This is a genomic window from Brevundimonas sp. PAMC22021 (genome assembly GCF_019443405.1).
Classification (GTDB): domain Bacteria; phylum Pseudomonadota; class Alphaproteobacteria; order Caulobacterales; family Caulobacteraceae; genus Brevundimonas.
The window spans coordinates 1,420,861-1,432,753 of record NZ_CP080376.1; the positions used below are offsets into that span (position 1 = coordinate 1,420,861).

An 11,893-nucleotide genomic window follows, 5' to 3' on the forward strand; every position below is an offset into this window, starting at 1 on the left:
ACGCCGCGCCAGTTAAGTTTTCTTCACGCTGGCGCGTTGTTCAAAGGGCGAACGCCGGCGCGGGCGTCATCGCCGCCAGCACCGCCGGCGAAGAGTCGAACAGCGGCCGGCGCGACAGGCCCTCGCGGCCACGCACATACAGCACCGCCTTGCCGACCGGCCCCTGCCGTTCCACCACCGCCAGGCGTCCCCCGATGCGCAGTTTCTCGATCCAGGCGTCCGGCCGTACGGCCACCGCGCCTTCGCTGACAATGATGTCCCAGCCTTCGCCGTGCGGCTGGTCCAGCGGCGCGACCACCGTCTGCACGCCCTCGTCGGCCAGCACCGGCGCCACCACGTCCATGACGGCCTGGTCCGCCTCCTGCGCCGTGACCACCGCTCTCATCCGCTGCAGCACGGCGGCGGCGTAAGGGGCGGCGATGGCCAGGGCCTTTTCGCCCTCGCGCACGTCGAGCGCCTGCAGCAGCTTGGCGATATCGCGCGCCTCCATCAGCCGACGATCGCCGGCGATCTGGACCGGCGCCTCGGCATAGGCGGCGAACGCCCGCTCCGGATCGCAGAAGCGCTCGCGCGGCACGACCAGCAGGGCGGCCTGCAAGGCCCGGTCGGTGACGTCGTTCACCCGCACCTGCGAATCGACCATGACCTTGCGCGCGGCGGTGAAATCCATCGGAACAGCCTTGGGGAAGAAGCGAACAGCGTAAAACTTGCCGCGCTTATAGGTCCGCGCGTTGCGGCGGACAATCCGATCTGATAGCGAACGCCCCTCGCGATGGACCGCCCCCTCCAAAGGGCAGCGGCCTGATGGCGGAGTGGTGACGCAGAGGACTGCAAATCCTTGCACCCGGGTTCGATTCCCGGTCAGGCCTCCATCGCGATTGTCCCCTTAATCCGCAGCTCGCCCCTGCCCGCTCAGCAGCGGGCTGGTCAGGTGATGCAGGGCGATGGCGCTGGTCGCCGCGACGTTCAGCGAATCAAAGCCGCCGTGCATCGGAACGCCGACCGCGCGGCATCTGGCGATCACCTCGGCGGGCAGACCCGGCCCTTCCGAGCCCAACACGATCGCCACAGGTCCCTCACGACGGTAGCCCGCCAGCGTCTCCGACGCGCCAGGCGTCAGGGCCAGGATCTCGAACCGACGCGCGAGGAGTCGCTCTACGATCGCTTCCGCTGATCCGCCGACGGCGAACGGCGTTCTCAGCACCGCACCCACCGAGACCCGGACGGCCTTGCGGTAGAAGGGATCGCAGCACCGATCGTCCAGCAGCACGGCGTGCGCGCCGAACGCCGCCGCATTGCGAAACAGTCCGCCGATATTGTCGTGATTGCCGATGCCGCAGGCGACCACCACCGCCGCCGCCTCGCCCGCGCCGGCCAGCAGATCATCCACGCCCGGCGACCGGGGCTTCTCCCCGAGCGCCAGGATGCCCCGGTGCAGCGGAAAGCCGGCGATGCGGTCCAGCACGGCCTGCGGCGCGACATAGGTCGGCGCATCGATCCCGTCGGCGACATCGGCCATCGCCTCCGCGCGATTCTCCGCCAGCAGCAAGGCGCGGGCCGGGCAGCGCGATGCCGCCGAGGCCAGCACCCGCACGACCACCTCCCCTTCCGCCACGAACAGCCCCTGCCGACCCGTCAGGTCGCGCTCGCGAATGTCGCGAAAGGCGGCGATGCGCGGGTCTTCGGGATCGTCGATGCGGATCATGCGTCTGCATACACTTTTCCCCATTGCGTGAACCGAAAAGGCGCTGCTATACGCCCGCCTCCCGAGCAGCTGTTCCGCGGTAGCTCAGTGGTAGAGCAGCCGACTGTTAATCGGCTGGTCGTAGGTTCGAATCCTACCCGCGGAGCCACTCTCCCCCTGTTCCAAAGGGGTTTCGGGCAGATCCTTACTTCCTTGCTTACCAAGCCGTTCGACGGGCCGTTAAGGCGCGCCGCCCTATGCCTTGGCCCTCACCGAGGGCGGGCCGATGCTGGAAGCGATCGCGATACTGTTGCTTCAGGCGGGAACGCCGAGCGCCGCCTCCTGGGCGCCTCAAGGGCCCGCGCCGCTGTCGGATGACGCCCTGGCGATGGAGCGATCTGGACCGATCGCCGCTCCGCTTCGTGCCATGCGATCGGCCTCGTCGCCCTCCATGCCGTTAGATTGGGCCGACCGTTTCGATTCCAGCGTCATGTCCGTTCGCCTGACCACGCAGATGATCGAAGCGATGATGCAGCCCGAGCGGGCGGACTTCGGCTTCTATTCCGGATTTCTGCTGACGCCGGGGACCACCATCAACGTGACAGCCACCATCGACGGACGCGACTTCCAGCTCCGCTGACCCCGCTTGCGGCGCATCACCGCAGTCGCCGCCATTGCGTTCCATTCGCACCGCGCCTAATGCGAAGCACTCGCAATACAGGGTGACACGGTGCTTCTTTCGACTCGTCTGCTTTCCTGCTCGGCCGCATGGCTGCTCGCCTGCGCCGCCGCGCCCGTCCTGGCGCAGGAGGCCGACGCCGCTCAGCTGGACGACATCGTGGTCACCGGCAGCCAGGTCGGCCTGCCGCAGGCCTACACCGGCGGTCAGGTGGCCACGGGCGGCCGGGTCGGCCTGCTCGGCGCGCTGGACATCATGGACACGCCGTTCTCGACCACCAACTACACCGAAAGCCTGATCCGGGATCAGCAGGCCCGCAGCGTGGCCGACGTGCTGCAGAACGACCCGACGATCCGCATCAGCAAGGGGTTCGGCAACTTCCAGGAACTGTATGTCATTCGCGGTTTCCCGATCTACTCGGACGATATGACCTACAACGGCCTGTTCGGCGTTCTGCCGCGCCAGTTCGTGGCGGCCGAACTGCTGGAGCGGGTCGAGGTTTTCCGCGGCGCCAGCGCCTTTCTGAACGGCGCGGCGCCGGGCGGCAGCGGCGTCGGCGGCGCGATCAACCTGGTTCCGAAGCGCGCGCCGAACACGCCGCTCAGCCGTCTGACCGCCAGCTGGGACGGGGGCGACGAGATCGGCGCGGCCGCCGATCTGGCCCGACGCTTCGACGACGGCGCCTATGGCGTACGCCTGAACCTGGTCAGCCGCGCGGGCGAAGCCGAGATCGAGGATCAGAACAGCGAGCTGAACGTGGTCGGCCTGGGCGTCGATCATCGCGGCGCGCGCGCCCGCTTCTCCGCCGACCTGGGGTTCCAGGACCACCGCATCGACGCGCCGCGCCCACAGGTGACGCCCGCAGGCGCAGTCCCCGCCCCGCCGTCGGCCAGCAGCAATTTCGCTCAGCCCTGGACCTATACGGACGAGACCCAGCTGTTCGGCGCGGCGCGCGGCGAGTTCGACCTGACCGACGACGTCACGGCCTGGGCCGCCGTCGGCGGTCGCCGGGGCAAGGAGCGCAACTCCCTGGCCAATCCGACAGCACAGCCCGATGGGACGCTCAGCGCCAATCGCTTCGACAATGGGCGTCGTGACGAGGTGTTTTCGGCCGACGTCGGCGTTCGTGCGGACCTGGAGACCGGGCCGATCGGTCACCGGCTGATTGCATCCGCCGCACGGATCCAAAGCCGCGAAAGCAACTCTTACGCCTTTTCCGACTTCGCGGGCTTCGCCAGCGACCTGTATGACCCCGTCGTCGTGGCCGCGCCGTCTCCCGACGCCCTGACGGCCGGCTCCCTGAGCGATCCCACGATCGTCGCCCGGGTCCGGATGACCAGCGTCGCCGTCGCCGACATGCTGTCCTTCCTGGACGATCGGCTGCTGGCGACGATCGGCGTCCGGTACCAGGAAGTCGAGAACCGCGCCTACGACTACAATAGCTCCGCACAGACCGGCGGCTATTCGAGCGACGCCTCGACGCCCGTGTTCGCCCTCGTCTACAAGCCGTCCGACCGTCTTTCCGTTTACGCCAACTACGCCGAAGCCCTGCAGCCCGGCTCGACCGCACCCGCGCAAAGCGGCGGACTGCCTGTGGCGAACGCCGGCGAAGTTCTGGCGCCCTTCCGCTCCGAGCAGATCGAGGCCGGGCTGAAGTACGACGCCGGGACGTTCGGCGGGGTGCTCAGCGTCTTTCGCACCACTCAGCCGTCCACCCTCTTTGACACGGCCAGCCGCGTGTTCAGTTCAGATGGCGAGCAAGAGAACCGCGGCGTCGAGCTCAGCCTGTTCGGAGAACCCCTCACGGGCCTTCGGCTGATCGGCGGCGCGACCTGGCTGGACACGGAGATCACACGATCCCAGGACGCCGCCCTGGTCGGCCGCGCCGCCATCGGCGTTCCCGACTTCCAGGCCAGCGCCAATGTCGAATGGGATGTGGCCTTCGCGCCCGGGCTGACGGTCGAGGGCCGCGTGGTCCATGCCGGCGAGCAGCCCGTCGACGGCCTCAACACGATCGAGCTGGACAGCTGGACCCGCTTCGACGCCGGCGTTCGCTACGCCTTCGAGGCGTCCGGCACGCCCCTGACCCTGCGCGCGAGGATCGAGAACGTGGCGGACGAGGACCAGTGGGTCGCGGTCGGCGGCTTCCCGGGCTCCAACTACCTGACGCTGGGTGCGCCGCGCACCTTCCGCCTTTCGGTGACGGCGGACTTCTGAGCGGATGAAGACGAGCACCGTTCGCGCCTGGTCCTGGGCTCACAAGTGGACCAGCCTGGTCTGCACCCTGTTCCTGCTGATGCTGTGCGTGACGGGCCTGCCGCTGATCTTCACGCATGAGATCGAGCATGCGCTGGAGCAGGAGCACTGGACGCCGGCCAACCCGGACGGACCGATGCTGCCGCTGGATCGCGTGCTGGACATCGCCTTGGCCGATCGACCGGGAGAATTGCCGATCTTCATGAGCTTCGACGAGGATCGTCCGGTGGTGAACGTCACCACCGCGCCCAGCGTCGACTCACCCGGATCGCAGATGCATTTCGCGCCCTACGACCGCACCAGCGGCGAGCTGGCGCCCCAGGTCGGCGGCAACGCCGTGCTCGAGTTCCTGCTTCAGTTGCACACCGACATGTTCGCGGGCCTGCCCGGCATGCTGTTCCTGGGGCTGATGGGGCTGCTGTTCGCCGTTTCCATTGTCTCCGGGGTGGTGCTGTATGCGCCCTTCATGCGTCGCCTTCCGTTCGGCGCGGTGCGCACCGCCAGGTCACGAAGGGTCAGGTGGCTGGACTATCACAACCTCCTGGGCGTGATCGCCGTGGCCTGGATGCTGGTGGTTGGGCTGACCGGCGTGGTGAACACCCTGGCCGATCCCATCATCTCCTACTGGAAGACGGATCGTCTCGGGCGCCTGACCGCCGCCTACGCCAGCAAGGATCCGGCAGTCGCGCGCAGTTCGCTGGACGATGCGGTGGCCAAGGCGCAGCAGGCCCTGCCCGGCATGCAGTTGCAGTTCGTCGCCTTCCCGGGCGGCGCCTATTCCACCGACCATCACTACGCGGTCTTCTTTCACGGCGACACGCCGGTCACCAAGCATCTGATCACCCCGGCGCTGATGGATGCGCAGACGGGCGAGCTGACCGCCGCCGAGCCGATGCCGTGGTACGCCAAGACCCTGTCCCTGTCGCAGCCGCTGCATTTCGGCGATTACGGCGGCCTGCCGCTGAAGATCCTGTGGGCGCTGCTGGACCTGGCCACCATCGCGATCCTGGTCACCGGCGTCTACCTGTGGCTCTCGCGGCGTCGCCAGCCCCGGACGGCGCGTGATGACCAACCCCTATTGGCGAGCGAACCATGAGCAAGATCAAGGCCTTGAGCCTGCGGGCCATATTCGCCGCGCCGCTGCTGATCGGCGTGCTCAGCCTGATCGGGCTGGTCGCGGCGCTGCTGGGCGACGCGGCCTGGGATGTGGCGGGCTGGCTCGGCCTGGCGGCGCCTCTGGTCGCCTTCGCCTGGGCCCTGATCAGGGCGCCGGCCGACCGCCCGCGCGGCCGAACAGCAACAACGCCCCAACCGCAGCGCACCCCGCTGCGCCCACGACCAGCAACAGCGCATCGCCCAGACGCTCGCCCGATCCGAGCGCCTCGCTGATCACACCGGTCAGGAAAGGTCCCAGCGCCGATCCCACCACCGCCGTCAGGGTCATGTAGAGCGCCGTCACGGACCGCCGTGTCTCTCTCGGCGCCCTGACGATGACCGCCGCCAGGCACGCCACCGCCGAAGCCCCTGCGCCGGCCGTCAGCAGCCCATACCCCAAGAGGACTGACGGGCCGTTCAGGCTCATCAGCGCCGCACCGCTCAGCGCCAGCGCCACGCCGATCGCAACGGTCAGGCGCGGCCCTCGCACGCCCAGCCGGTCCGTCAACCAGCCGGCCGCCAGATGCCCGACAGGGGCCGCAACCAGCACGATCCACCCGGCCGTCAGCGCGCCGCTCGCGGCGTCCAGGCTGGTCGCCCGCGTCAGCAAGGACGGCGCCCAGGCCGCGCCCGCCTGGACCATCAGGACGCTGAACCCGCCCGCCAAGGCCAAAGGCGCCAGGCCGCTCGACCGGTCCACCAGCCGACGCAGGCCCTGGCGCAGGCCGCCATCCTCGACGCTGGCCGCGCCCCGTGGGATCCATGCTGCCAGCAGGCCGAGCACCACGAGGTTGGGGATGGCGAAGGCGAGAGCGGCGACCCGCCAGGGCGACAGCGCCGCAAGGCCCCACGCCGCAGCCAGCGCCAGCAGGACGCCGCCGAGCAGCAGGGCCCCGCTTCGTCCCATGGCCGAGCCGCTGGTGAATACCGAGGTGGCGCGACCTCGCTGCTCTGACGCAAAACTCGCCGCGATGACCGCCAGCGCGGTCGGCGCAAAGGCCGCCTGCCCCAGTCCCAGCACCAGCCGACCCGCAGCCAGCGTTCCGAAATCCGATCCGAAGGCGAAGATCAGATGGCCAAGCGTCCAGACCGCGACGCACCCGATCAGCATCGACCGGGCCGGCCACCGCCCGCCGATCAAGGCGCCGGGCGCATAGATCAGCGCGAACGCAGGCCCCAGCAGAACCCCGAGCGCCGCGTCATCCAGCCCGACCTCGCGCGACAGCAGGGGCCCGAACACCGCCGCCATGGATCGGTCCGCGGTCGCCAGGAAATGCGCCGCCGCCAAGACCAGCAGGATGCGCCTTCCCTCACCACGCCCGAAGGACGAACCCAGTCTCGTCATGCACCCCGCCCGTGTCTCGGGCAGGCAGGCAGCGCGGGTGCGGACGCCGGTATCGGCAGCGACATGAATGAAATGCTCGAGCTGAAAGGGTTCGCGCGGCGGGGGGAATCGCGCCTGGATTGCCGACCGTGCAACGCCACCGTAAAGCCTGTTCCTCATCGTCGTAAACCGAACAGGGATCGTGGAATGGCCGAGCGTCTCGCCTTCAGCAGCGAAGGCCAGGACCCCGACGAAGCCTTTCACGACTACCGCCAGCTGTTCAGCACCGGCGCGGACGTCGAACGCGGCGACGGCGCCTTCTTGGCCTGGATGAAGGGGTGGCGGCTCAGCGGCATCCTGATCTTCGAGCGCCGTCTGTCCGGCGTGATCCATTCAAGGCTGCAGCGCACCGCATCCGACGGCTTTGACCATCTGGTCTTCACCCTGGTGCTGTCCGGCCGGGTCGTGGGCGGACCGGAAAGCGGGTTCGAGGCCGCCACACCGGGTGAAATCTACCTGGCCGACACCCGCCATCCCATCCGGCACGCCTTTCACGACGCCCATGTGATCACCGCCAGCATCGGCCGCGACCTGGTTCGGGCCGGTCTGGGCGACGCCGTCGATCAGTTGCACGGCGTGGTCCTGCACCCGCCGGGCGCCGGCATGCTGGCCGACTACATGCAGGCGCTGGTCCGCAACGCCGACGCCCTGAAAGGCCGCGCCCTGCCGGCGCTGGCGCGCAGCCTAATCGACCTGCTCAGCGTCGTGGACGAACTGCAGTCCACCCCGGCGAGCGAGGCGGCCCGGCTGGAATATTCACGACGTGAAGGCGTGGAGCGCTTCATCCAGCAGCGACTGCCGGACCGCAGCCTGTCGGTCGACGACGTCATCAACGGCGCGGGCATCTCCCGCTCGGCGCTGTACCGGCTTTACGAGGCCGAAGGCGGCGTCGCCCGCCTGATCCAGCGTCGCCGGCTGGAGGCGCTGCGATCCGCGCTGGACCTTCGCGACTCCAGCCCCATGAGCCTGCTCGCCGAACGTCTGGCCTTCGCCGACGAACGCCAGATGAGCCGTCAGTTCCAGCGCGCCTATGGCGTCACGCCCCTTGCCTATCGCGCACAGGTCTCCGACACCCCGCCGGGAGAGGTGCAGGACGCCCGGCGGCGCTGGAAGGGCTGGATGACGGAGTTGTCCTGACTTCCGGGCGCGGGCTCGGCGTCAGACGTCCGACGCCGCCCTCTCGCGCTCGATCCGTTGATTCCCGGCGTCGATGACGGCCAGCATCGCCTGCGAGGCGCCGGGGCCGTCTCTCGCCTCAATGCAGTCCACGATCCGGGCATGCGCGGCGACCGTTTCCAGGTGCAGCGTCTGGCTGCGCGTGGGCGGGCTTAGACGAAACGCCTCAAGCAGCGCCGCTTCAATCACACTGGCGACCGATCGCATCATCGGATTGTGCGAGGCGGCGCCGATGGCGAGGTGCAGCGCCAGGTCTGCCTGGGCGAACCCGTATTCCGACGTGGTTTCGCGCCCCATCCGCTCCAGCGCCTCGCGCATCGCCAGCAGGTTGTCGGCCGTGCGCCGCTGCGCGGCCAGCGCGGCGGCCGCCGGCTCGACCGCCCGCCGGATCTCGGCCAGCTGCTGGCGGAACGCCTCGTTCATGCCCCCCGCGACCTGCCAGCTCAGCACTTCCTTGTCGAAGAAGTTCCATTCGCCCGGATCGGTCACCCGCGTGCCGACGCGCGTCTTGACGTTCAGAAAGCCCTTGGCGGCCAGGGTTTTCAGCGCCTCCCGCAGCGCCGTGCGCGACACGCCGAAACGGTCCAGCAGATCGGCCTCCATCGGCAGCTTGTCGCCGGGACGGATGGCCCCGGACAGGATTTGAAGCGCCAGCGCGCGCACGATCTGATCGTGCGCCGACAGGATCGGCCGCTCCCGGCCGGAAAGCGAATGGGCGCTACGCTGATGGTCGTGATCCATGAAGTTCAACATTAAAGCAGCGGCGATCACACGCCCAGCCTGTTCATCCATTGATATTATGATATCTCCAACGACGATCTCGCCGCCGGAGCCGTCATGTCGCCTTGCACTCCCAAGCCGCTTCGCTCGCGCGCCTGGTTCGACAACCCAGACAATCCCGACATGACGGCGTTGTATCTCGAGCGCTACCTGAACTACGGCCTGACGCTAGACGAGCTGCGCGGCGGCAAGCCGATCATCGGCATCGCCCAGACGGGATCGGACCTGTCGCCCTGCAACCGCCACCACCTGGTCCTCGCCCAGCGCCTGCGCGAGGGCATCCGCGAGGCCGGCGGCATCGCCATGGAGTTCCCGGTTCATCCGATCCAGGAAACGGGCAAGCGGCCCACGGCGGGCCTGGACCGCAACCTCGCCTACATGGGCCTGGTGGAGCTGCTTTACGGCTATCCGCTCGATGGGGTGGTGCTGACCATCGGCTGCGACAAGACCACCCCGGCCTGTCTGATGGCGGCCGCGACGGTCGATATCCCCGCCATCGCCCTGTCCGTCGGGCCGATGCTGAACGGCTGGCACAAGGGCGAGCGGGTCGGCTCGGGCACCATCATCTGGCAGGCCCGGCAGATGATGGCCGCCGGAGAGATCGACTACGAACAGTTCATCGACCTGGTCGCCACCTCGGCGCCGTCCGTCGGCTACTGCAACACCATGGGCACGGCCACGACCATGAACGCGCTGACGGAGGCGCTGGGCATGTCCCTGCCCGGCTCGGCGGCCATCCCCGCGCCCTATCGCGAGCGTCCCCAGGTCGCCTATCTGACCGGCAAGCGCATCGTCGAGATGGTGCGCGAAGACCTGAAGCCCTCCGACATTCTGACGCGTGAGGCGTTCGAGAACGCCATTGTCGTCAACTCCGCCATTGGCGGCTCCACCAATGCGCCGATCCACCTGACCGCCCTGGCCCGCCACGCAGGCGTCGACCTGCCGCTGAAGGCCTGGGAAGAGGTGGGGCACAAGACGCCGTTGCTGGTGAACCTGCAGCCCGCCGGCAAATACCTTGGCGAGGACTTCCATCAGGCCGGGGGCGTGCCGGCGGTGGTGGCCGAACTGATGCGGCACGGCATGATTCACGAGCAGGCGCTGACGGTGAACGGCGCCAGCATCGGCGACAACTGCCGCGACGCCGTCGTCGTGCTGCCGGACGTGATCCGCGATTTCGACACGGCCCTGGTGCAGGACGCGGGCTTCCTGGTGCTGACTGGCAACGTCTTCAACAGCGCTGTGATGAAGACCAGCGTCGTCTCGACCGAGTTCCGCGATCGCTACCTGTCCGATCCGTCGTCGCCGAATGCCTTTGAAGGCACTGTGGTCGTGTTCGACGGGCCGGAAGACTACCACCGCCGCATCGACGATCCGGCGGAGGGGATCACCGCCGACAGCATCCTGGTCATGCGCGGCGCCGGCCCGGTCGGCCATCCGGGTGCGGCCGAGGTCGTGAACATGCGACCGCCGGCGCACCTGATCAAACAGGGCGTGCACGCCCTTCCCTGCGTCGGGGACGGACGCCAGTCCGGCACCTCGGGCTCTCCATCAATCCTGAACGCCTCGCCCGAGGCCGCGACGGGGGGGAACATCGCCCTGCTGCGGAATGGCGACCGCATGCGGATCGACCTGAACGCCGGTCGCGTGGACGTGCTGATCGACCCGTCGGAGATGGCGGCGCGGCGCGCGGTCTTCGAGGCGGGCGGCGGTTATCACTACCCCGCTTCACAAACCCCGTGGCAGGAGTTCCAGCGCTCCATGGTCGGCGAACTAGAGACGGGCGCCGTGCTGGAGCCCGCCGTCAAATACCACCGCATCATCGACACCATGGGCCTGCCGCGCGACAACCACTGACCCGATCAGGGGACCAGAACCCGCCGGAGGGCGGGCACGGCCAGGATCAGATCGCGCGTCACCATCGCGGCGAAGAAGTCGGCGCCTTCGGGTCCCAGGTGGGTGTAGTCGAACGACACCCGCGCCTGCCCCAGCGGCTCCACGGCCGCATTGTTCTGGGCCAGGGGCGAGGTCTGAGACGGCGCGGCGGGAGTGACGGGAGCGGGCGTGGGCGCGACGCCGGTCGATCCCGGAATGGTCGTGCCGGTCAGCAGGGCTGCGGCGACCTCCGGCGACGGCGGCAGCTGGGCGAAGCGGGCCGACATCATCGGGCCGAGGGCCTGGACCGCGGCGGCGCTGGAAGCGTTCAGGTCGACCACCGGCGTCTGCGTGTCTTCCGCCACCCGGCGCACGGCGTCGGCCCAGGGCGTGAGGTCGTTCTGCAGCCGACCGTCGACGAACTGCCGGCGCGTCAGCGGCGTCAGCAACACGGGAACGGCGCCCCGCGCGCGGGTCTCATCGACATACCGTTTCAGATTGGCTGGAAACTCGGTGGCCAGATCGGTGGAACGTCCAGGCTTTCCCGGCTGGTCGTTGTGGCCGAACTGGATCAGCACATAGGTCTGGGTGAAACCGGGCGTGGACATCTCGGCCAGCGCCAGGTCCCAGGAGCCCTCGGCGATATAGCTGCCGGAGCTGCGCCCTCCACGCGCCAGGTTCACGCAGGCGACGAAGGAGGTGACGTGGTCGGCGCAGAAGCTCGGCCCCCAGCCGCCGATCACCGCCGTGGTGGAGTCTCCAACCAGGATGATCTTGGAGGCGGAGATCGGGACCACGGGCGTGGGCGCGGACGTCGATACAGGCGAGGCGGCCTGCGGCGTCTGCGCGAGAATCACGCCGGACAGCAGAAGAGCGGTGAGCATGTGAAACTCCTATCGGGATCAGA

General features: G+C 68.7%; 10 protein-coding genes and 2 tRNA genes. 7 read left to right on the top strand and 5 right to left on the bottom strand.

The genetic code is table 11. The features are described 5' to 3' along the window. Positions 1-40: 40 nt before the first annotated feature. Positions 41-670 (bottom strand): protein-L-isoaspartate O-methyltransferase, encoded by a 630-nt coding sequence (locus tag KY493_RS06915; RefSeq protein ID WP_219898209.1) that lies wholly within the window; start codon positions 668-670, stop codon positions 41-43. Positions 671-798: 128 nt separating this feature from the next. On the opposite strand from KY493_RS06915, the gene KY493_RS06920 reads away from it, so the two are divergent. After that, positions 799-872 (top strand) — tRNA-Cys (locus KY493_RS06920). A gap of 14 nt (positions 873-886) precedes the next feature. Here the strand turns inward: KY493_RS06920 and KY493_RS06925 are convergent. Continuing rightward, a complete protein-coding gene (locus tag KY493_RS06925) occupies positions 887-1,705 on the bottom strand; it encodes an RNA methyltransferase (RefSeq protein ID WP_219898210.1) in 819 nt (272 codons plus the stop codon). Between the two features lie 73 nt (positions 1,706-1,778). Between KY493_RS06925 and KY493_RS06930 the strand changes: the two genes are divergently transcribed. From KY493_RS06930 to KY493_RS06945, 4 genes are all read left to right on the top strand, one after another. Continuing rightward, positions 1,779-1,853: transfer RNA gene (locus KY493_RS06930), tRNA-Asn, on the top strand. 117 nt (positions 1,854-1,970) lie between these two features. Then, positions 1,971-2,324: a hypothetical protein gene (locus KY493_RS06935; protein WP_219898211.1), complete on the top strand. Its 354-nt coding sequence runs from the start codon at positions 1,971-1,973 to the stop codon at positions 2,322-2,324. A 90-nt stretch (positions 2,325-2,414) separates the two neighbouring features. Next, a complete protein-coding gene (locus tag KY493_RS06940) occupies positions 2,415-4,580 on the top strand; it encodes a TonB-dependent siderophore receptor (protein WP_219898212.1) in 2,166 nt (721 codons plus the stop codon). Between the two features lie 4 nt (positions 4,581-4,584). Continuing rightward, on the top strand, positions 4,585-5,715 hold the full coding sequence (locus tag KY493_RS06945; RefSeq protein WP_255568094.1) for a PepSY domain-containing protein: 1,131 nt from the start codon (positions 4,585-4,587) through the stop codon (positions 5,713-5,715). A gap of 165 nt (positions 5,716-5,880) precedes the next feature. Here the strand turns inward: KY493_RS06945 and KY493_RS06950 are convergent, their stop codons facing one another. Beyond that, positions 5,881-7,119 carry an MFS transporter gene (locus KY493_RS06950; RefSeq protein ID WP_219898213.1) on the bottom strand — a complete coding sequence of 413 codons (1,239 nt, stop codon included), beginning with the start codon at positions 7,117-7,119 and terminating at the stop codon, positions 5,881-5,883. Between the two features lie 186 nt (positions 7,120-7,305). On the opposite strand from KY493_RS06950, the gene KY493_RS06955 reads away from it, so the two are divergent. Further along, on the top strand, positions 7,306-8,295 hold the full coding sequence (locus KY493_RS06955) for a helix-turn-helix domain-containing protein (protein ID WP_219898214.1): 990 nt from the start codon (positions 7,306-7,308) through the stop codon (positions 8,293-8,295). 21 nt (positions 8,296-8,316) lie between these two features. Here KY493_RS06955 and KY493_RS06960 read toward each other — a convergent pair whose 3' ends face one another. Next, positions 8,317-9,075, bottom strand: coding sequence for a FadR/GntR family transcriptional regulator (locus tag KY493_RS06960; RefSeq protein WP_219898215.1), 759 nt, complete (start codon positions 9,073-9,075; stop codon positions 8,317-8,319). A gap of 96 nt (positions 9,076-9,171) precedes the next feature. Between KY493_RS06960 and KY493_RS06965 the strand changes: the two genes are divergently transcribed. After that, the gene (locus KY493_RS06965; RefSeq protein WP_219898216.1) at positions 9,172-10,968 is read left to right on the top strand and encodes an IlvD/Edd family dehydratase; all 1,797 of its coding nucleotides are present in this window, start codon (positions 9,172-9,174) and stop codon (positions 10,966-10,968) included. Between the two features lie 5 nt (positions 10,969-10,973). On the opposite strand, the gene KY493_RS06970 is transcribed toward KY493_RS06965, so the two are convergent. Continuing rightward, entirely contained in the window at positions 10,974-11,870 is an 897-nt protein-coding gene (locus KY493_RS06970) for a rhamnogalacturonan acetylesterase (RefSeq protein WP_219898217.1), read from the bottom strand. Positions 11,871-11,893 lie beyond the last annotated feature (23 nt).